This is a genomic window from Variovorax sp. LjRoot175 (genome assembly GCF_964253805.1).
Taxonomy (GTDB): domain Bacteria; phylum Pseudomonadota; class Gammaproteobacteria; order Burkholderiales; family Burkholderiaceae_C; genus Variovorax.
This window is the reverse complement of record NZ_CAXURY020000001.1, coordinates 1,511,377-1,531,487: the sequence shown is the minus strand read 5'-3', so window position 1 is coordinate 1,531,487 and position 20,111 is coordinate 1,511,377. Positions and strand designations below refer to the sequence as shown.

The window sequence follows — 20,111 nt, the reverse complement described above, 5'->3', positions numbered from 1 at the left end:
GGGACAGGGCATGGCGGCCCTTAAAATCGTGGCGAATTCTATCGGCCCGACTGCTTCGGTTGCCGGCGTCATTGTCCTCCTTCCTTTCGCCCCTCCCTTCCTTCGTCCGGCCAGCCCATGAACTCCACCCCGCCCACCCCGCTCAGTTACAAGGATGCCGGCGTCGACATCGATGCCGGCGACGCGCTGGTCGACCGCATCAAGCCGCTGGCCAAAAAGACGATGCGCGAGGGCGTGCTGGCCGGCATCGGCGGTTTCGGCGCGCTGTTCGAGGTGCCCAAGCGCTACAAGGAGCCGGTGCTGGTGAGCGGCACCGACGGCGTGGGCACCAAGCTCAAGCTCGCCTTCGAATGGAACATGCACGACACCGTCGGCATCGACCTGGTGGCCATGAGCGTCAATGACGTGCTCGTCCAGGGTGCCGAGCCGCTCTTCTTCCTCGACTACTTCGCCTGCGGCAAGCTCGACGTCGACACCGCGGCCGCCGTGGTGGGCGGCATCGCCCGCGGATGCGAACTGAGCGGCTGCGCGCTGATCGGCGGCGAGACCGCCGAGATGCCCGGCATGTACCCGGCCGGCGAATACGATCTCGCAGGCTTCGCGGTCGGGGCGGTCGAGAAATCGTTGATCCTCACCGGCCAGAACGTGAAACCCGGCGACGTGGTGCTGGGCCTGGCGTCGGCAGGCGTGCACTCCAACGGCTTCAGCCTGGTGCGCAAGGTGATCGAGCGCGCAGGCACCGATCTGCCCGCAACGCTCGACGGCCAGCCCTTCCGCGAAGCCGTGATGGCGCCGACGCGGCTGTACGTGAAGCCGGTGCTGGCGGCACTGGCCAAGCATCCCGCTTCGACAGGCTCAGCACAGGGCATCAAAGCGCTGGCCCATATCACCGGCGGCGGCCTGCTCGAGAACATCCCGCGCGTGCTGCCCGATGGCACGGCGGCCCACCTCAGGAAAGGCAGCTGGCCGCAGACCGAGCTCTTCGCCTGGCTGCAGAAGGTGGCCGGCATCGACGACATCGAGATGAACCGCACCTTCAACAACGGCATCGGCATGGTGGTCGTGATCGATGCGGCCGAGGCCTCCGCCTGCGCGGCGACGCTGCGCGCCGCGGGCGAGACGGTGCACGAGATCGGCGTCATTGCCGAGCGTGGTACCGGCGCGGCCGTGGTCGTGGCCTGAGCGGCCTGCACCGCGTGAGCGATATTCCCTCCACGCCGTCATCGCGCGCGCTGCTGACGGCGAGCTACCTGCTGATCGCGGGCGCATTGCTGCTGATCATGTGGCAGGGCCTGCTGCCCGGCCTGCTGTGCGTGTGCATCGGTTTTCTGGGCACACGCTGGATCGCTCGCGTGCTGGATGCCGGCCGGCGACGCTTCGTGCCCCTGCGGCCGCAGGGCCTGGCATCCGCCGTTCCCTCGTGGTCGCGCGTCATCGCCGCCACGCTGGTGATGCTGGCGCCGATCGGCCTGCTGAGCGTGGCTTTCTCCGAGGCGCGCGACTTTGTCCTCAACGCGCCGGAGCAGTACCAGGAACTGCTCGACTACATCGCGCGCACGGTGCTGGAGCTGCGCCTCAAGCTGCCGCCCGACATCGGCGCCTACCTGCCGGAAGGCGCGGCGGAGGTGCAGCGCGTCGTCGCCGGCTACCTGCGCGCGCAGGCCGGCGCGCTCGCGCTGACCGGCCGCGCCTGGCTGGGCGGGCTGCTCTTCGCCTACGTCGGCCTGATCGTCGGCGCGCTGGCTGCCGTTGCCGCCCATCCGCCCACGCGGCGCCCGCTGGCCGAGCAGTTGAGGCAGCGCATCACTCTTTTCGGCGAGGCCTTCGGCCAGATCGTGGCCGCGCAGTTCTGGATCGCGGCCTTCAACACCTTCCTGACCGCCCTCTTCCTGCTGTTCGTGCTGCCGACATGGGACCTGCGCCTGCCGTACACGCCGGCCTTGATCACGCTGACCTTCGTCGCCGGCCTGGTGCCGATCGTGGGCAACCTGCTGTGCAACGCGGTGATCACCGTGGTCGGTCTGTCGGTATCGCCGATCACCGCACTGGCCTGCCTGGCCTTCCTGATCCTGATCCACAAGGCCGAGTACTTCATCAATGCCAAGGTGGTGGGCGCCCGCACGCAGATGGGCGTGTGGGAACTGCTGGCCGTGATGTTCGCGGCCGAGGCGGTGTTCGGCCCGGCCGGACTGGTGGCGGCGCCGCTGTTCTATGCCTACCTCAAGAAGGAATTGCAGGCCGCCCGGCTCGTCTGAGTCGCATGTCCTGATTTGATCGATTCTTGTCTGGCGCAGCGCGGACGGAATGTCGGCAACGGAGAAGAATAAGGCGCATCATCCACCCGTCTCCAGGAGATTGCCGCCATGAAAAGTTGTCTGATAGTGATCGATGCCCAGGAATCGTTTCGCCATCGCCCTTACTTCGCGCAACGCGACTATGTCCCCTACGTCGCGGCGCAGAACGCGTTGATCGAAGGCTGCACGGCGGCCGGCATCCCGATCGTTCGCATCTTCCACGTCGACGGCCCGGCCAGCGCAGGCAACCCCTTCGCGGTCGAATCGGGCCATGTGCGGCCGCTCACGGAACTGGCCGGCTTCGATGCCGCGGCGACCTTCACCAAGCACCGCCACAGCGCCCTGGTCAACAGCGGGCTCGACGTCTGGCTCACCGAGAACGGCATAGGCCGGCTGATCGTGAGCGGCATCCGCACCGAACAATGCTGCGAGACCACGACGCGCCACGCCTCCGACCTGGGCTGGTCGGTCGACTACGTGCTCGATGCCACGCTGACTTTCGACATGGCCCAGCCCGACGGCCGTCCGCTGTCCGCAGCCGACATCAAGGCACGCACGGCGACCGTGCTCGAAGGCCGTTTTGCCAAGATCTGCAGCGTCGAACAGGCGCTGGAGCGCGCGGGCGCCCTGGCCGTGGCCTGAGGCCGCGCGCACGATGAGCTTGCCCTCGATCCGGGTTGTCTTCGTGCTGCTGCCCCACAGCCTCGTGCTGGACTGGGCCGGCCCGGCCGAGGCCTTGCGCATCGCCAACCAGCAATTGCGCGCCAGCGGCCAGCCGGAGCGCTTCAAGATCGAATTCGCCTCTCCGGACCCGGCGGCGATCGGCTCGGTCGGCGTGACCCTCGCCGGCCTGTCGCCGCTGCCGGCGCAGTGGGACGGCCCGGCGTGGATCGTGCTCGTGGGACTGCCGGGCAACACGATCTCGACGGCGGGCCCGCAGGCGCAAGCCTTGCTGCAGTGGTTGCGCGGCCTGCGCTTCGAGCGCGGCCGGCTCGAGCTCGTCACGATCTGCGCCGGTGCCCTGCTCGCGGCCCACGCGGGTGCGCTCGCGGGCCGGCGCGCCACCACCCACCATCACCATCTGGACGAATTGCGCCAGGTGGAGCCGCGCTGCGAGGTGGTTGCCAACCGCGTGTTCGTGATCGACCCGCCGCTCTACAGCAGCGCCGGCGTGACGACCGGCATCGACCTGATGCTGCACCGGATCGCCGAAAGCTGCGGCGAAGCGCTCGCGGCGCAGGTCGCGCAGACCATGGTGGTGGCGCTGCGGCGCGGCCCGCACGATCCCGAGCTCTCGCCCTTCCTGGCCTACCGCAACCATCTGCATCCCGCGCTGCATCGCGTGCAGGATGCGGTGAGCGAGGAGCCGCAGGCAGATTGGAGCGTGCCGCGCATGGCCGACGTGGCTCACACCTCGGCGCGCCATCTCACGCGCCTGTTCGTGGAGCACGCGGGCGTGGCGCCGCTGGCCTATCTGCGCCGCCTGCGACTCGCGACGGCGCAGCTCGCGCTGCAGTCGGGCGCCAACGTCACGCGCGCGGCCGAACTCTCGGGCTTCGGCTCCGACACGCAACTGCGCCGGGCCTGGCGCCAGTTCGGTCTGGTGGGCTCGCCGTCGGAAGCACATCTGCTATCAAGACGATAGCGGCGTGCACTCATCCTGCGGGGTTTCGGCCGCCCTTGACGCTTCTGCCGGCACCTTGCCCTCAGGCTGCAGCCATTCGCGCGCATGGTCGCGCAACGCGTCGATCTGCAGCCAGATCAGCGTGAGCTCCGTGCGAACGAGGCGGGCGGCCTGGTCTGCCCCGTCGCTGGGGTCGATCGCCGTCGCGAGCGCCGCACGGACGCAGGACTCCTCCAGGCCTGCGCCCGCCGCATCGGGCTCCCCCCTCTCCAGCCCGGCAGACAGGACATCGAGCGCCGCTGCTGCGCCTTCGGCCGCTTCCCGCAGCACCGCTGCACGTTCCGCATCGGGCAGCGCAACGCGGTGCGCGCCGAGCGCCGAGAGATAGCTCAACAGCGTGTGCGACCGGATCAGGAATCGCAGCGCCACGCCTGCGCGCGGCCGTACGTAGCCGGGCTCGCGGAACATGTCGGCCACCGCAGTCGAGAGCGCCGCGTCGGCGTTGTGGGCGTTGCGCCGCGCGAGCCGGTAGGCCAGGTCGTCGCGCGCGCCCGAGCGGTACTGCTGGACGATCTGTCGCAGGTAGCCGGCATGGTTGCGCATCGCGGTCGCGGCCAGCTCGTCGATGCGCCGCGCCTGCCAGTGCGGCAGCACCAACAGCACGGCGAGCCCCGCAATGGCGCTGCCGATGGCCGTGTCGACCAACCGCGGCGCGATCAGTCCATCGCCATCGCCCACCTGGTTGAAGCACATCAGCACCAGCAGCGTGATGGCCGCCGTGGCCAGCAGGTAGCGGGTGGTGCGCGTGGCAAAAAACAGCACGCCGGCCACCACGGCCAGCAGCGACTGCAGCAGCGGCTGGGGAAACAGCTGCAGCAGCGCCCAACCGACCACCACCCCGAGCGCGGTGCCTGCGATGCGCTGGCCCATGCGCGCCACGGTCTCGCTGTAGGTCTGCTGGCAGACGAACAGCGTGGTCAGGAGGATCCAGTAGCCCTGCGCCGGATGAACCAGCTGCATCACGCCGTAGCCGGCGGCAAGCGCGATCGCCAGCCGCAACGCGTGACGGAACAGCGCCGAGCGCGGCGTGAGTTGGCGCCGCACGCGCTCCATCACCTCGCGCCAAGAGCGCGGCGAGCGGTCGAACAAGCCCATGTCGGTGCGCCCCGCCTGGGCGGCCGGCTGACTCGCACCCGCAAGCTGCCCGTCGAGCTGCAAGAGGTTCCGTGCAAGCGCCTCGATCGAGGCCAGCAGCGCCAGTCGTTCCGGCGTGGTCGCGCGCTCGCGCTCTTGCTCGATCGCACTGCGCAGCTCCGCCAGCGCCTGCACCGTCCCGGCGTCGGCGACGAAGGGCTCGCGCCGGGTGATCGAACGGGCGAGGCGCTGGCAAGCCTGTCCCTGCAGGCCGAGCACGCGCTGGCAGCGGTACAGCAGGTCACTGTGGAAGAAGGCATCGGCCAGCGCGTTGTAGTCGTCGTGCGACGAGCTCGCGCGCTCATGCACGTCCTGCGCGATCAGGTAGAGCCCGCGATAGCGCGCGATGCGACCCGTCGGTGTCCGAGCGCCGATCCGCCTGAAGATGCTTTCCTTGGCGGCATTCAGCTCGGCCACCACCTCGGCGTTGAGCTGCGCGAGCGAGAGCCGCTTGCGCTCGATGTCGATCCCGCGCAGCGGCTCGAACAGCGAGGCCTTGAAGCGCACGTAGTCGCCGAGCACCGAGAACAGTCTGATCAGGCGCTCCTGCACCGGCTGGGCCGGAAAGGCCGCGCACCAGAGCACCGAAAACACCCCGTACCAGGCCGCGCCGGCCAACAGCAGCACCGCCTCGACCCAGTCTGCGGCGTCGCTCGCGGGCCGGTTGTCGATGCCGAGCATGGCGTACACCGCCAGGATGAGCGTCGCGAAGCCGATCGCCTTGTAGCGCGCCTCGACCGCGCCCAGCATCGTCAGGCAGAACGCCGCCAGCGCCAGAGCGGTGATGAACAGCAGGGGCTCGCCAATCAAGGCCTCGATCGCGAACGCCGCCGCTGCAAAGCAGACCAGCGTCACGACCTGGGCGCGAAATCGGCCGCGCCAGCTGTCATCGGTTTCGGCCAGCGCGCTCGCGATGGCGCCCAGAAACAGCGGGATCAACGCCTCGGGATGCCCGGTGAACTCGCACAGCGCCACCAGGCTGCCCAACGTGAGCAGCACCCGCAGCGGCTGCGCCCGGCCTGCGAATGCGCGAAGCCGCTGGCGAAAGGTGTAGCCTGCAAGTGAAATCATTGCCGTGGTCACGCATGATGCGTGCCACGGCACGGGCAGCTAAGGCAGGTAGCCGCAGAAGCGCAGCACGTGCCCGTCGGGCTCGCGGATCGCGAACTCCCGCAGGCCCCAGGGCTGCGACGCCACCGGTTCGATCACGTTGACGCCGCGCTTCAGGTAGGCGGCATGCAGTCCGTCGACATCCTGGCCGACATGTATCACGATCTCGCCGCGCCAGGGATCGGCTTCGCGCCGGCCGCATTGCCAAAGGCGGATGTAGACCGGGTCGCCGTAGCTGCGATCGCCTTTCTTCACGCGCGCATAGCTCGGCGGCTCGCCGGCGATGAAGTCGAGCTCGAAGCCCAGCACGTCGCAGAAGTAGCGCGCGGCGCGTGACGCGTCGGCCACCGGCAGCACCGGCTGGATGCCGTGGAACTCGTGCCGCGTGCCGAGGTCGACCCCCGTGGCCTTGGCCTGGTCCATCAGTTCTCCGTCCGGCGCAGCGCAGCGACGCGTTCGGCGATCGCATCGATGTCGAGCGCGTCTTCGGCGTGCATCAAATAGGTTTCGAGGTCGCGCACCGCCAGCGCGCTGTTGCCCTGCTCGGCATGCGCCAGGCCGCGGTCGCGGTACTCGCCCCAGGCTTCGGGAAACAGCGCCACCAGCCGGTCCTGCACCGCGATCGCGCGCTGCCAGTCTTCCTGCGCGCGATGGATTTCTTTCAGGTTGCGCAGCATCCGGCCGATGATTTCGCGCGGCGAGGCCGGCTGCAGGTACAGGCCCAGCGGCACGTCGAAGTCGCCGACCAGGCCGTTGCTGCGCTTGTAGGGCTCGAGCCGCTCGCTGAGCTCTTCGCGCGAGAGCGACTTGCCGGTGAAGGGGTCGATCACCACCTGTCCCTTCGGCAGCGTGACCTTGAGCATGAAGTGGCCCGGAAAACCCACGCCCCGCGCCTGCAGGCCCAGGCCCTGCGCAAGCTCCATCCACAGCACGGCCAGCGAGATCGGGATGCCGCGGCGCGTGCGCAGCACGGCATTGAGGTAGCTGTTGTCGGGATCGTAGTAGTCGTTGACGTTGCCGCCGAAGCTCAGGTCATGAAAGAAGAACTGGTTGAGCGCCCGCAGGCGCTGCAGCGGCGCCGCGTCGGCGGGCAGGCGGCGCCTGAGCCGCGCGAGCAACTGGTCGACGTCGCCCAGCACCTGTTGCACGTCGAGTTCGGGATATTCGTCCTGCGCCAGGCTGGCGGCCGCTTCGAGCAGGGGAAAGTGATCGTCGCTCTTGACAAGCGAGTCGAAGTACTCCAGAGCAGTGGGCGCCGAGAAGCTGAACGTCATGTGTCTTTGTAGAGGAGCGCGCGGAGAGCGTCAAGGCGGCTGCATGCGTCGCGTTTCAACGGCGCACAAAACTGCGCAACTTGACACCGACGAGCGCAAGCACCGCGAAATAGAGGAGCGCGGCGCCCACGATCAGCGCCGCCAGCAGGCCGATGCGGCGCAGGCGCTCGGCCTGCAAACCGATCCAGTCGAAGTGCTGGGCGCCCCAGACCAGCAGCGCACCCAGCACCAGGGCGCCGGCCATCACCTGCAGCACGAACTTGCCCCAGCCCGGCTCGGGCTGGTAGCTGCCGCGCCGGATCAGGCCGACCAGCAGCCAGCTCGCGTTGATCAGCGCCCCGATGCCGATCGTCAGTGTCAGCGCCGCATGCTGCAGCACCGGCACGAGGACGATGTTGAGCAGTTGCGTGAGCACCAGCACCACCACGGCGATCAGCATCGGCGTGCGCGTGTCGTGTTTGGCGTAGTAGCCCGGCGCCAGCACCTTGATCGCCACCAGGCCGACCAGGCCGACCCCGTAGCCCATGAGCGCCATGCTGGTTCGCTGCACGTGCAACTCGTTGAAGGCGCCGTTGTGGAACAGCACGGCGACCAGAGGCTTGGAGAAAACAAGCAGGGCCAACGCGCAGGGCACCGAGAGCAGTACCACGAGGCGCAGGCCCCAGTCGAGCATCGACGAATAGCGCACGTCATCCTTGGCGGCACGCGCGCCTGCGAGCTGCGGCATCAGCACCACGCCCAGCGCCACGCCCAGCATGGCGGTCGGGAATTCCATCAGGCGATCGGCGTTGGTGACCCAGCTGACACTGCCGGTCGCCAGATGAGACGCGATCTGTGTGTTGATGAGCAGCGAGATCTGCGCCACGCTGACGCCGACCAACGCCGGCAGCATCAGCTTGGTGATCTTGCGCGTCGTCGGATCGGCCCAGGCCGCACGGATCGCCGCGATGCTGGCACCGATGCGCGGCATCATGCCGAGCCCGCGCAGGGCCGGTATCTGCAGCGCCAGTTGCAGCACCCCGCCCACCATCACGCCCACGCACTGGGCATAGATCGGCTCGATACCGAGCCGCCGGAACCACGGCGCGCCGAGCACGATCGAGAGGATCAGCGCCACGTTCAGCAACACCGGCGACGCCGCCGGCACCACGAACTTGCGCCAGGTGTTGAGAATGCCGCCGGCCAGCGCGACCAGCGACATGAAACCGATGTAGGGAAACATCCAGCGCGTCATGATGACCGCGGCATCGAAGCCCTGCGGATTCTGTTTGAGGCCGCTGGCCATGGCCCAGACCATCAGCGGCGCTGCAATCACCCCGGCCGCGCAGACGACGACCAAAGTCCAGGTCAGGAGCGTCGCCACGTGATCCACCAGTTCCTTGGCGCCCTCCTCGCCGCGCTCCGTCTTGCTGGCGGCCAGCACCGGCACGAAAGCCTGGCTGAAGGCGCCTTCGCCGAACACGCGCCGGAACAGGTTGGGGATGCGAAAGGCGACGTAGAAGGCGTCGGTCATCGCGCTGACGCCGAACACCGAGGTCATGAGCACGTCGCGGACGAGCCCCGTGACCCGGGAGGCGAGCGTCAGCAGGGAGACGGTGGAGGCGGATTTGAACAGGGACACGGGCGGAAGTGTATGTGGCCGCGCGTGCTCTTCCGGGCCTGCAGGACGGCCTCGGGCTCCTCGCCTATAATGGAGGGCTTTGCTGCATCATCCTCAGACACCTAAGGAACACATCCATGGCATCCGCCAAGCCCAAGAAAAAGAACCCGCGCCTCGCGTCGGGCCGTAAACGCGTCCGCCAGGACGTCAAGCTCAACGCCGCGAACACCTCGCTGCGCTCCAAATACCGCACCGCCGTGAAGAATGTCGAAAAGGCGGTGCTCGCCGGCGACAAGACCAAGGCGGCAGAACTCTTCGCGAAGGCCCAGAGCATCGTCGACACCGTCGCCGACAAGGGCATCTTCCACAAGAACAAGGCCGCTCGCGACAAGAGCCGCCTCGCGGCCAAGGTCAAGACCCTGGCCCTCGCCCCTGAAAAGGCCGCCGCCTGACGTCATCAGGCATTAAGCCCGGACCGGTTTTCAGCCAGTCCGCCGTTTGATCGGGGTGCGCTGCAGCAAAGTGACAAAACCGCCTTCGGGCGGTTTTTTCATGTCCGCCCGCCTTCGGGCGGTTCTTCATGGGCGACCTGTTTTGGCATCCGGCACCAGGCAAGCCTCCACCACTTGCAGCCCGTTGTCCCTGGCGAAATTCATCACGAAGTCCCAGGCCATCACCTCGGCCTCGCGCAATTCGCTGCTGACCACCACGCACTTGATGCCATTGATGACCGTGGGCACGCACCAGGGCGAGTAGTTCAGATGACTCCCGGGCTGGGGCCCGCCCGGGCGGAACGAACACATCACGCCCGCCAGTCGCTCCGCCCAGTCGCTCGGGCGAAATGTCCGGCCATCTTGGGTGATGCCCTGGATGAAAACTTCTTTGGCGGAGGGGGAAACCATCGGTCGGCGAGAAGGAAACGCGCACTTGTGCTGCGCTGCACAACGATTCTATCCGGCGGTCCCGCGAGCGACACCTGCGAGGACATTGCTGTGATGCTCAATCCTCAACGATGCTGTCAAAGGGCACGCCTAGAATCCGCGTTCCCTTTTCCGGAGATCGTATGAGCGCCACTGCCGCCCCCTCGTCGCCCCACGTCATGAACACCTACGGCCGCCTGCCGATCGCGCTGTCGCACGGCCAGGGCTGCCGAGTGTGGGACACCGAAGGCCGCGCCTACCTCGACGGCCTGGGCGGGATTGCCGTCAACACGCTGGGCCACAACCACCCCGAGCTGGTGCCCGCGCTGCAGGACCAGATCGCCAAGCTGATCCACAGCTCCAACTACTACCACGTGCCCGGCCAGGAACAGCTGGCGACCAAGCTGACCGAGCTCTCGGGCCTCACCAACGCCTTCTTCTGCTCCACCGGGCTGGAGGCCAACGAGGCCGCGCTCAAGCTGGCGCGCAAGTTCGGCCATGACAAGGGGATCGAGCGCCCCGAGATCGTGGTCTACGAGGCCGCCTTCCACGGCCGCAGCATCGCCACGCTGTCGGCCACCGGCAATCCCAAGGTGCAGAAGGGCTTCGGCCCGCTGGTCGAAGGCTTCATCCGCGTGCCGCTCAACGACATCGAAGCGCTCAAGAAGGCGACCGAAGGCAATCCGAACGTGGTGGCCGTGTTCTTCGAAACAATCCAGGGCGAAGGCGGCATCCATCCGATGCGCTGGGAGTACCTGCGCCAGGTGCGCGCGCTGTGCGACGAGCGCGACTGGCTCATGATGATCGACGAGGTTCAGTGCGGCATGGGCCGCACCGGCAAGTGGTTCGCGCACCAGTGGGCGGACATCTTGCCGGACGTGATGCCGCTGGCCAAGGGCCTCGGCTCGGGCGTGCCGATCGGCGCCGTCGTCGCAGGTCCGCGCGCCGCCAACCTGTTCGGCCCGGGCAACCACGGCACGACCTTCGGCGGCAATCCGCTCGCGATGCGCGCCGGCATCGAGACCATCCGGATCATGGAAGAGCACAAGCTGCTCGAGAACGCAGCCAATGTCGGCGCGCATCTCAAGGCCGCGCTGGAGCGCGAGCTGGGCGGCCTGGCGGGCGTGACGGAAATCCGCGGCCAGGGCCTGATGCTCGGCATCGAGCTCGACCGGCCCTGCGGCGTGATCCTCAACCGCGCCTGCGATGCCGGCCTGCTGCTCAGCGTGACGGCCGACAGCGTGATCCGCCTGGTGCCGCCGCTGATCCTCAGCATCGCCGAAGCGGACGAGATCGTCGCGATCCTGGCGCCGATCGTGAAAGCCTTCCTCGCGGAGCCTCGGCCATGAGCGACAAGACACCCGCCATCCGGCACTACCTGCAGTTTTCCGACTTCACGGCCGACGAGTACGCGCACGTCTTCGCGCGTGCCGCGCTGATCAAGAAGAAGTTCAAGGCCTACGAGAAGCACCAGCCGCTGGTCGATCGCACGCTGGCCATGATCTTCGAGAAGGCCTCGACCCGCACCCGCGTGAGCTTCGAGGCCGGCATGTACCAGTTGGGCGGCAGCGTGGTGCACCTGACCACCGGCGACAGCCAGCTCGGCCGTGCCGAGCCGATCGAGGACAGCGCCAAGGTCATCAGCCGCATGGTCGACCTGGTGATGATCCGCACCTACGAGCAGACCAAGATCGAGGCCTTCGCGGCGCATTCGCGCGTGCCGGTGATCAACGGCCTCACCAACGAATTCCATCCCTGCCAGATCCTGGCCGACATCTTCACCTTCATCGAGCACCGTGGCTCGATCGCCGGCAAGACGGTGGCCTGGGTCGGCGACGGCAACAACATGGCCAACACCTGGCTGCAAGCCAGCGAGATTCTCGGCTTCAAGGTGCATGTGAGCACGCCCAGCGGCTACGAGGTCGACCAGTCGATCGCCGGCATCCGCTCGGCCGACAGCTACAAGGTGTTCAAGGACCCGATGGAAGCCTGCCGCGGTGCCGACCTGGTGACCACCGACGTCTGGACCAGCATGGGGTACGAGGCCGAGAACGAAGCGCGCCGCGCGGCCTTTGCCGAATGGTGCGTAGACGAAGAGATGATGCGCGTCGCCCATCCCGACGCCCTCTTCATGCACTGCCTGCCAGCGCACCGCGGCGAGGAAGTCCAGGCCGAAGTGATCGACGGCCCGCAATCGGTGGTGTGGGACGAAGCCGAGAACCGGCTGCATGCGCAGAAAGCGCTGATGGAGTTCCTGCTGCTGGGGCGGCAGACGAACTGACTCCCGCGCCGGTGTTTTCATTCTGTTGGAAATAACCGACACCACGACCCCGTTCGCGGCGCTAACTTTGCGCCATGAACCAACGCATCTGGGATATCTCGCCACCGGTGCATGAAGGCGCGCCGGTGTTTCCCGGCGACACGCCTTACCGCCAGCGCTGGGCGGCCACCATCGGGCCGGGCTGCCCGGTCAACGTCAGCGAAATCACGCTGTCGCCGCACGTCGGCGCGCATGCCGACGCACCGCTGCATTACGACCCGGCGGGCGCGACCATCGGCGACGTCGATCTCTCCCCTTACCTCGGCCCCTGCCGCGTGATCCATGCGATCGAGTGCGGGCCCCTGATCGAGTGGGAGCACCTCGCTCACGCCGCCGACAACCTGCCGCCGCGCGTGCTGGTGCGCACCTACCGGCACGCACCCATGGACCGCTGGGACGGCGCGCTCGCCGCCTACGCGCCCGCCACCATCGAGCGCCTGGCCGCGCTGGGCGTGAAGCTGATCGGCATCGACACCGCCAGCATCGATCCGGCCGAGAGCAAGACACTCGACAGCCACCAGGTCATCCGCCGCCTCGGCCTGCGCGTGCTCGAGAACCTCGTGCTCGACGCCGTGCCCGAAGGCGACTACGAACTCATCGCGCTGCCGCTCAAGCTCGTGACGGCCGATGCCTCCCCTGTCCGCGCCGTGCTGCGCGAACTCACACCTACCCAACCATGACCCTCGACGATTGCCAGCGCCTCGACGCGCAAGACCCCCTCGCCGCCCTGCGCGACCTGTTCATCCTGCCCGAGGACGTGATCTACCTCGACGGCAACTCGCTGGGCGTGCTGCCCAAGGCCGCGCCGGCGCGCGTCGCCGAGGTCGTCGCCAAGGAATGGGGCGAAGGCCTGATCCGCTCCTGGAACAGCGCCAGCTGGATCGACCTGCCGCAGCGCCTCGGCGACAAGCTGGCGCGCCTGATCGGCGCGGCGCCCGGCGAGGTGGTGTGCACCGATGGCACCTCGGTCAATCTCTACAAGGTGCTGTTCGCGGCGCTGTCGCAGATGAAGGCCAGCGGCCGCCAGGTCGTGATCAGCGAACGCAGCAATTTCCCGACCGACCTCTACATCGCCGAGTCGCTGTGCCGCGAGCGCGGCTTCACCTTGAAGCTGATCGAGGCCGGCGAGCTGCCCGCGGCACTGACCGCCGAAGTGGCGGTGCTGATGCTCACGCACGTGAACTACCGCACCGGCGCGATGCACGACATGAAGGCGCTCACGGCCGCGGCCCACGCGGCCGGCGCGCTCACGGTGTGGGACCTCGCGCACAGCGCGGGCGCGGTGCCGGTGGCGCTCAACGACAGCGAGGCCGATTTCGCGATCGGCTGCGGCTACAAGTACTTGAACGGCGGCCCGGGCGCACCGGCCTTCGTCTGGGTGCATGCGCGGCATGCGAGCCGCTTCGAGCAGCCTCTGTCGGGCTGGTTCGGCCATGCGGCGCCCTTCGAATTCACGCCGCACTACCGGCCGGCGCCGGGCGTGACGCGCTATCTGTGCGGTACCCAGCCCATCATCGCCCTGTCCGCACTCGAATGCGGGCTCGACACGGTACTGGCCGCCGAGCCTTTCGACGGCGATCAGGGCAGCATGGCGGCGCTGCGCACCAAGTCGCTGGCGTTGACCGACGCCTTCATCGCCCTGGTGGAAGAACGCTGCCCAGGCCGCTTCACGCTGGTCACGCCGCGCGCGCATGCGCAGCGCGGTTCGCAGGTGTGCCTCGCACTCAGCGACAACGAGCCCGGTGCCTACGCCATCGTGCAGGCGCTGATCGCGCGCGGCGTGATCGGCGACTTCCGCGCCGCCCATTCGACGAGCTCAGGGCAATCGGAGGACAGGGACATCCTGCGCTTTGGCTTCACGCCCCTGTACCTCGGCTTCGAAGACGTGTGGAATGCCGTCGAGCACCTGGTGCAGGTCCTGGAGCGCGAGGAATGGAAGCGCCCTGAGTTCAACCAGAAACTCGCGGTGACCTAGAGAGGGACGCACATGAGCACCGAAAAGATCGTCCACGACGAAAAGGCGCAGCTGGACTTCAGCGCCTCGATGAGCTACAGCGACTACCTGAGCCTCGACAGCATCCTCAACGCCCAGCATCCGCGCTCGCCGGCACACGACGAGCTGCTCTTCATCGTGCAGCACCAGACCAGCGAGCTGTGGATGAAGCTCATGCTGCACGAGCTGCGCGCCGCGATCCGCTGCGTCGCAGAGGACGACCTGTCCAGCGCCTTCAAGATGCTGGCGCGCGTCTCGCGCATCATGGAGCAGTTGGTACACGCCTGGGACGTGCTGGCCACCATGACGCCGCCCGAGTACAGCGCGATGCGGCCCTACCTGGGCAGCTCCAGCGGCTTCCAGAGCTGGCAGTACCGCTGCATCGAGTTCGCGCTCGGCAACAAGAACGCCGCCATGCTCAAGCCCCATGCGCACCGCCCCGAGCTGCTGGCCGAGGTCGAGGCGGCGTGGCGCGCACCCTCGCTCTACGACGAGGCGCTGCGCTTGCTGGCACGCCGCGGGCTGGACATTCCGGCCGACCACCTCGAGCGCGACTGGACCAAGCCTTATGAACTCAGCGACGGCGTCGAGCAAGCCTGGCTCGTGGCCTACCGCAACCCGAAGGCTCACTGGGACATTTACCAGCTCGGAGAGGAACTGACCGACCTCGAAGACGCCTTCCGCCTCTGGCGCTTCCGCCACGTGACCACGGTCGAGCGCGTGATCGGCTTCAAACGTGGCACGGGCGGCACCGGCGGGGTAAGCTACCTGCGCAAGATGCTCGATGTGGTGCTGTTCCCGGAGATCTGGAAATTGCGTACCGACCTGTAGCGCCGCCGCCGAGCTCGACAACGATCAAGGAGACGACGATGAGCAGCGATTTCTTTGCCGACGACGAGTTGAGCCAGCTGCGCGAGCACGGCATCGTGCTCTTTGCCGAGCGCGTGATCTTCGATGCCCGGCCGCCGATTCCCTTCGAGCAGATCGCCACGGTACAGGCCCTGTGCGCCGGGCCGATCCCGCCCGAACTCGTCGCGCTCTGGCAGCAAACGGCGGGCGGGCGCATCGACTACGACCTCCACCTGCGCATGAACGGCAACGAAGAGGCCGTCAGCTGGAGCGAGCTGTTCTGGAACGGCAGCGACGGCTACCACGACCTGCAGGGCTGGATCGATCACGAACGGCAAGTGGCGGAGGAAGCCGCCAAGGCGGGCGACCAAGCCTGGGACGGCAAGCTCACCGCCCTGCCCTTCGGCGGCTTCGAATACAGCGACCGCATCTACGCCGTGGTCGAGCCCGGCGCGGACTACGGCCATATCCTGGCGTGGAAGCAGGGCCTCCCCGAGGCCTGGGCGCACGCGCTGCACGAGGATGGATTGACGACCGTCGGGCACGATCTGTACGCAGCCTTTGCCGTGCTGCACCTGGACGAAGACCCGCTCGAACCGGCCGGCGACTACTTCACCGGGCAAGCACTGCTCGAATACCTCGACGAGCGTCACGAAGCGCACGGCCTGTCCCTGGAGCTGATGGACAAGCTGGTCGCGTTCTACCGCCGCGCCACGGTCGACTGGAAGACACCGCTGGCCGATGGCACGCTGGGCCAGGACGGCCCGCTCTCGCGCATCGCATTGCGCCATGCGGTCGCCACCGACGATGCCGCGCTGGTCGAACGGCTGGCGGCGGCCGGCGTGGCGCTCGACGGCCCGCTGCAGGGCAGCGCGATCGCCACCGACCTGGCGCTGAGCCACGGTGCCCATGCTGCAGCGGCCGCGCTGGTGCGCGCCGGTGCGCCGGTGGCGCCGGACGCGCTCGACTACATCGACAGCGCGGTCTCGCCCGAACTCGTCACCCTGCTGCTCGATCACGGCGCCCAACCGAGCGCCACCGCGATCGCAGAGTGCGTGGCTTGCGGCGCGCCGGCCGCCGCGCGGCTCATCGCCGCTGCCTACGGCCAGGCCCACGATGACCTGCCCGCGGCTTTCGAATCGGTCAGGAACGGGATGCTCGCCGAGCTCGAGACCTCGCTGGCCGAGGTGCGCACCGGCAAGGTCAGCCACTATCTGGGCGCGCACGGTCTGGCCGAGCGTGTCGACCATTTACAAAGCTTCGCGCTCTGATTCAAGCCCGGTAGAGCCAGGGCACGTCGAGCAGCCGCGCGCCGAGCAGTCGCAGGGCCGCATCGCGCCCCACGCGCACCAGGCCGGTGGCATGAAAGATCTCGCCGTTGCGCCGCGCCCGCGCCTGAACCTGGGCGTTGCGCTCCCAGCGCGCGGCCGCGTAGCGCGCCAGCGCGGCCGGCACTGCCGCCGAATCGCCTCCATCGAGTGCACCAGCCAGCGCCACCGCGTCCTCGATCGCCATGCCGGCACCCTGCGCCAGGTAGGGCAGCATCGGATGCGCCGCGTCGCCGGCCAGGGCCACGCGTTCGCCGGCCATCTGCTCGGGTCCGGTGAGCGGCGGCCGGTCGCTGAGCGTCCATGCGCCCCATGAAGGCATCGCTTCCAGCAGCGCCTGGAGGCCGGCGCAGGTTCGGCCGGTGGCCGCCTGCAGCGCAGCCAGGCTGCTCGCCTGGTCCCAATCGCGCGCATCGCCGGCCGGCGCGGCCTCGGCCAGCACCACGACATTGAGCGCATCGCCGCGGCGCACCGGGTAAGCCACCGCATGCAGCCGCGGCCCGAGCCAGACGCCGATCTGCGTGCTGCGCAGCGCCGCAGGCAGCGCCGATTGCTCGATGAGCGCACGCCAGGCCGTGTGGCCGGTCGCGCGCGGCGGCGGCGAATCCTCCACCACGCGCGAACGCACCGCGCTCCAGAGGCCGTCGGCGCCGATCAGCGCATCGCCCTCCCAGGCCCGCGCATCCGCACTCGACACGCAGACCGCGCCGGCACGCGCCACCGCCTGGTCGACGCGCGTGCCGGTGTTGAGCGTGACGGCGCCGCTCCCGCGCACGGCAGCCAGCAGCAGTGCATGCAGGTCGGCGCGGTGCACGCAAAGATAAGGGGAGTCATAGCTTCGCAGCATCGCATTGCCGAGCGGCAGGCGGGCGATCTCCAGGCCGCTGGTCGCGCTGCGCACCACCAGCGCCTCGGGCCGCGCCGCGATGCGCACAAGCGGCTCCCACACGCCCAGCGACTGCAGCCGGCGCGTGACGTTGGGGCCGAGCTGGATGCCGGCACCGACCTCGCCGAAAGCCACGGCCTGTTCGAACAGGTCGATGCGGTGGCGGCGGCGAGCCAGCGCGAGCGCGCTCGCCAGACCCGCAATGCCCCCGCCTGCGATCAGGATGTGAGCGGCCGGCATGCCCCGCTCAATGCGCGCGCGTCGCTGGCTTTGCGCGATCCGGCGCTGCCGAAGGACTGCTCTTGGTGGTGCCGCAACTGCCGCAGCTGTCGCACGAGCCGCAGCCCGAGCTCTTGGCCAGCGACTCGGCCAACTGCCGTGCCTGCTCCGCATCGACCAGGCCCGCGCGCTGCGTGCCCGACGCGAGCCTCGCCGCCGCGGCGCGGCGCCAGCCGGCGGGCATCCAGCGCCAGACCGCATAGATCGCGGCCAGCGCGACGATCAGCCCGACGATGATCTGTTGTGTCATCTCATCCTCCTGTGAGTGCCAGAGCAACCCTATAGGTTATCCAGCACGCAATGTAGGCGAGCGCGAACAAATAGCCGGCCATGATCCACACGTAGCGCCACGAACCGGTCTCGCGCTTGACCGCGGCCAGCGTCGAGATGCACTGCGGCGCGAACACGTACCAGACCAGGAGCGACAGCGCCGTGGCGAGCGACCAGCTGCCGGCGATCAGCGGCTCGAGCTGGCCCGCGACGTCGTCGCCGGTGGCCGACAGCGCATACACCGTGCCGAGCGCGCCCACCGCCACCTCGCGCGCCGCCATGCCCGGCACCAGCGCGATCGAGATCTGCCAGTTGAAGCCGATGGGCGCAAAGATGTGCTCCAGCCCGCGGCCGATCATGCCGGCCAGGCTGTACTGGATCGCCGGGCCGGTCGCGCCCTCGGGCGGCGACGGGAAGGTCGAGAGGAACCACAGCAGGATCGTGAGCGTGAGGATGATCGTGCCCACGCGCTGGATGAAGATCCACGCCCGTTCATAAAGGCCCAGCGCCAGGTTGCGCAGGTTGGGCCAGCGGTAGGCCGGCAGTTCCATCATCAGCGGCGAATGCTGCTTGCTGTCGCGGAAGCGCTTCATGACCCAAGCCACCGCCATCGCCGAGACGATGCCGAACACGTAAAGCGCGAACAACACCACGCCTTGCAGGTTGAACACGCCGCTCACGGTGCGCGCCGGGATGAAGGCCGCGATCAGGAGCGCATAGACCGGCAGCCGCGCCGAGCAGGTCATCAGCGGCGCGATCATGATCGTGGTGAGCCGGTCGCGCCAGTTGCTGATGGTGCGCGTGGCCATCACCCCCGGAATGGCGCAGGCGAAGCTCGACAGCAGCGGAATGAAGGAGCGGCCCGACAGGCCCACGGTGCCCATCACGCGGTCGAGCAGGAAGGCCGCGCGCGGCAGGTAGCCGGAGTCTTCCAGGGCGAGGATGAACAGGAACAGGATCAGGATCTGCGGCAGGAATACGATCACGCCGCCCACGCCGGCGATGATGCCGTCGACCAGCAGGCTCTGCAGCATGCCCTCGGGCACGAAGCGCTTGATGAGTTCGCCGAAGGCGGCGGTTGCGTCCTTGATCGCGTCCATCGGCACGTTGGCCCAACTGAACACGGCCTGGAACATCAGGAACAGCGTGACGGCGAGCACCAGCATGCCCCACACCGGATGCATCACCACGCGGTCGATGCGGTCGCTGGCGGCCAGGCTGCCGACCGGCTCGCGCACCGCCACGCCGAGGATGCGGCGCACCTCGCGCTGCGTGGCGAGCACGTCGTCGAGCCCCGGCGCCTGCCAGGGCTGGGGCGCCGCGACCGCCACCGGCGCATCGAGCGCCTCGAGCAGGCCCTTGGCGCCGCCGGCATGCACGCCGACGGTCTCGATCACCGGCACGCCGAGCTCGCGCGAAAGCAGCGCGACATCGACCACGATGCCCTGCTTCTTCGCCATGTCGGTCATGTTCAGCGCCACCACCATCGGCAGGCCCAGGCGCTTGGCCTCGAGCACCAGCCGCAGGTTGAGCCGCAGGTTGGTGGCGTCGGTCACGCACACCAGCAGATCGGGCAGCGCCTCCTGGCTCCTGCCGGTGACCACGTCGCGCGTCACCGCCTCGTCCGCCGACAGCGCATTGAGGCTGTAGGCGCCCGGCAGGTCGAGCACGAACACGCGCCGGCCGGCGGCGGTGCGCAGCAGGCCTTCCTTGCGCTCGACCGTCACGCCGGCGTAATTGGCCACTTTCTGGCGGCTGCCCGTCAGCAGATTGAACAGCGCCGTCTTGCCGCAGTTGGGATTGCCCAGGAGCGCGATGCGGCCCGGCGGCGCCGACGAGACAGCGGCGCCGGGCTGGAAGTTCAGCGTCGCTTCAACCATGCTGCGCGGCTCCCGGCATCACGCGGATGAACGAGGCCTCGTGGCGGCGCAGCGCGAAGGTGGTGTGGCCCAGGCGCACGGCCAGCGGCTCGCGGCCCGGCACGCCATTGGCAACGATGCGCACCGCCTCGCCGGGCACGAAGCCGATCTCGGTCAGGCGCAGCACCAGCTCCCGGCCTTCCGCTTCATCGGGCCGAAGCACATCGAGCACGGTCGCCCACTGGTTGCTGGGAAGCTGATCGAGGCTGATGGCGGCCAAGGCCGCGCCGTTCGTGGTGGTCACCCGCGGA

General features: G+C 68.5%; 20 protein-coding genes. 11 read left to right on the top strand and 9 right to left on the bottom strand.

The annotated features are described in order from the left end of the window. Positions 1–117: 117 nt before the first annotated feature. The 4 genes from purM (at position 118) to ACSQ89_RS07635 (ending at position 3,939) form a co-directional block, all read left to right on the top strand. Positions 118–1,182: a phosphoribosylformylglycinamidine cyclo-ligase gene (gene purM, locus ACSQ89_RS07650; RefSeq protein WP_093106437.1), complete on the top strand. Its 1,065-nt coding sequence runs from the start codon at positions 118–120 to the stop codon at positions 1,180–1,182. A gap of 98 nt (positions 1,183–1,280) precedes the next feature. Continuing rightward, the gene (locus ACSQ89_RS07645) at positions 1,281–2,255 is read left to right on the top strand and encodes an AI-2E family transporter (RefSeq protein ID WP_139191678.1); all 975 of its coding nucleotides are present in this window, start codon (positions 1,281–1,283) and stop codon (positions 2,253–2,255) included. A gap of 108 nt (positions 2,256–2,363) precedes the next feature. Then, on the top strand, positions 2,364–2,936 hold the full coding sequence (locus tag ACSQ89_RS07640) for an isochorismatase family protein (RefSeq protein ID WP_093106440.1): 573 nt from the start codon (positions 2,364–2,366) through the stop codon (positions 2,934–2,936). A 13-nt stretch (positions 2,937–2,949) separates the two neighbouring features. Next, positions 2,950–3,939 carry a GlxA family transcriptional regulator gene (locus ACSQ89_RS07635; RefSeq protein WP_093106442.1) on the top strand — a complete coding sequence of 330 codons (990 nt, stop codon included), beginning with the start codon at positions 2,950–2,952 and terminating at the stop codon, positions 3,937–3,939. Here the strand turns inward: ACSQ89_RS07635 and yccS are convergent. From yccS to murJ, 4 genes are read right to left on the bottom strand one after another with little or no spacing between them, the layout of a single operon-like run. Next, a complete protein-coding gene (gene yccS / locus ACSQ89_RS07630; RefSeq protein ID WP_436292629.1) occupies positions 3,928–6,183 on the bottom strand; it encodes a YccS family putative transporter in 2,256 nt (751 codons plus the stop codon). The genes ACSQ89_RS07635 and yccS overlap by 12 nt on opposite strands. A 39-nt stretch (positions 6,184–6,222) precedes the next feature. After that, positions 6,223–6,645, bottom strand: a complete 423-nt coding sequence (locus tag ACSQ89_RS07625; protein ID WP_093106447.1) for a bleomycin resistance protein — start codon at positions 6,643–6,645, stop codon at positions 6,223–6,225. Then, positions 6,645–7,496 (bottom strand): SirB1 family protein, encoded by an 852-nt coding sequence (locus ACSQ89_RS07620; protein ID WP_093106450.1) that lies wholly within the window; start codon positions 7,494–7,496, stop codon positions 6,645–6,647. Before ACSQ89_RS07620 ends, ACSQ89_RS07625 begins: the two co-directional genes overlap by 1 nt. A gap of 55 nt (positions 7,497–7,551) precedes the next feature. After that, positions 7,552–9,117 carry a murein biosynthesis integral membrane protein MurJ gene (gene murJ / locus ACSQ89_RS07615; protein WP_436292628.1) on the bottom strand — a complete coding sequence of 522 codons (1,566 nt, stop codon included), beginning with the start codon at positions 9,115–9,117 and terminating at the stop codon, positions 7,552–7,554. 116 nt (positions 9,118–9,233) lie between these two features. Here murJ and rpsT point away from each other — a divergent pair, with 116 nt between their 5' ends. Next, positions 9,234–9,548 carry a 30S ribosomal protein S20 gene (gene rpsT / locus ACSQ89_RS07610; RefSeq protein WP_093106455.1) on the top strand — a complete coding sequence of 105 codons (315 nt, stop codon included), beginning with the start codon at positions 9,234–9,236 and terminating at the stop codon, positions 9,546–9,548. A gap of 126 nt (positions 9,549–9,674) precedes the next feature. Here the strand turns inward: rpsT and ACSQ89_RS07605 are convergent, their stop codons facing one another. Continuing rightward, the gene (locus ACSQ89_RS07605; RefSeq protein ID WP_093106458.1) at positions 9,675–9,998 is read right to left on the bottom strand and encodes a DUF3579 domain-containing protein; all 324 of its coding nucleotides are present in this window, start codon (positions 9,996–9,998) and stop codon (positions 9,675–9,677) included. A gap of 161 nt (positions 9,999–10,159) precedes the next feature. Here ACSQ89_RS07605 and ACSQ89_RS07600 point away from each other — a divergent pair, with 161 nt between their 5' ends. The 6 genes from ACSQ89_RS07600 (at position 10,160) to ACSQ89_RS07575 (ending at position 16,449) form a co-directional block, all read left to right on the top strand. Then, positions 10,160–11,365, top strand: coding sequence for an aspartate aminotransferase family protein (locus ACSQ89_RS07600; protein ID WP_093106459.1), 1,206 nt, complete (start codon positions 10,160–10,162; stop codon positions 11,363–11,365). After that, on the top strand, positions 11,362–12,297 hold the full coding sequence (argF, locus tag ACSQ89_RS07595) for an ornithine carbamoyltransferase (protein WP_093106461.1): 936 nt from the start codon (positions 11,362–11,364) through the stop codon (positions 12,295–12,297). Before ACSQ89_RS07600 ends, argF begins: the two co-directional genes overlap by 4 nt. 74 nt (positions 12,298–12,371) lie before the next feature. Next, on the top strand, positions 12,372–13,016 hold the full coding sequence (gene kynB, locus ACSQ89_RS07590) for an arylformamidase (RefSeq protein ID WP_436292627.1): 645 nt from the start codon (positions 12,372–12,374) through the stop codon (positions 13,014–13,016). Next, the gene (kynU, locus tag ACSQ89_RS07585; RefSeq protein WP_436292626.1) at positions 13,013–14,311 is read left to right on the top strand and encodes a kynureninase; all 1,299 of its coding nucleotides are present in this window, start codon (positions 13,013–13,015) and stop codon (positions 14,309–14,311) included. Before kynB ends, kynU begins: the two co-directional genes overlap by 4 nt. Before the next feature lie 12 nt (positions 14,312–14,323). Further along, positions 14,324–15,160, top strand: a complete 837-nt coding sequence (gene kynA, locus ACSQ89_RS07580; RefSeq protein WP_093106468.1) for a tryptophan 2,3-dioxygenase — start codon at positions 14,324–14,326, stop codon at positions 15,158–15,160. Positions 15,161–15,198: 38 nt separating this feature from the next. Beyond that, entirely contained in the window at positions 15,199–16,449 is a 1,251-nt protein-coding gene (locus tag ACSQ89_RS07575; RefSeq protein WP_436292625.1) for an SMI1/KNR4 family protein, read from the top strand. Between the two features lies 1 nt (position 16,450). On the opposite strand, the gene ACSQ89_RS07570 is transcribed toward ACSQ89_RS07575, so the two are convergent. Genes ACSQ89_RS07570 through ACSQ89_RS07555 form a run of 4 tightly spaced genes read right to left on the bottom strand, consistent with a single transcriptional unit; the run spans position 16,451 to position 20,104 of the window. Further along, on the bottom strand, positions 16,451–17,632 hold the full coding sequence (locus ACSQ89_RS07570; RefSeq protein WP_093106473.1) for an FAD-dependent monooxygenase: 1,182 nt from the start codon (positions 17,630–17,632) through the stop codon (positions 16,451–16,453). A 7-nt stretch (positions 17,633–17,639) separates the two neighbouring features. After that, the gene (locus ACSQ89_RS07565; protein WP_436292624.1) at positions 17,640–17,921 is read right to left on the bottom strand and encodes a DUF6587 family protein; all 282 of its coding nucleotides are present in this window, start codon (positions 17,919–17,921) and stop codon (positions 17,640–17,642) included. A 1-nt stretch (position 17,922) separates the two neighbouring features. Further along, positions 17,923–19,821 carry a ferrous iron transporter B gene (gene feoB / locus ACSQ89_RS07560; RefSeq protein ID WP_436292623.1) on the bottom strand — a complete coding sequence of 633 codons (1,899 nt, stop codon included), beginning with the start codon at positions 19,819–19,821 and terminating at the stop codon, positions 17,923–17,925. Further along, on the bottom strand, positions 19,814–20,104 hold the full coding sequence (locus ACSQ89_RS07555) for a FeoA family protein (RefSeq protein ID WP_436292622.1): 291 nt from the start codon (positions 20,102–20,104) through the stop codon (positions 19,814–19,816). Before ACSQ89_RS07555 ends, feoB begins: the two co-directional genes overlap by 8 nt. Positions 20,105–20,111: the final 7 nt, after the last annotated feature.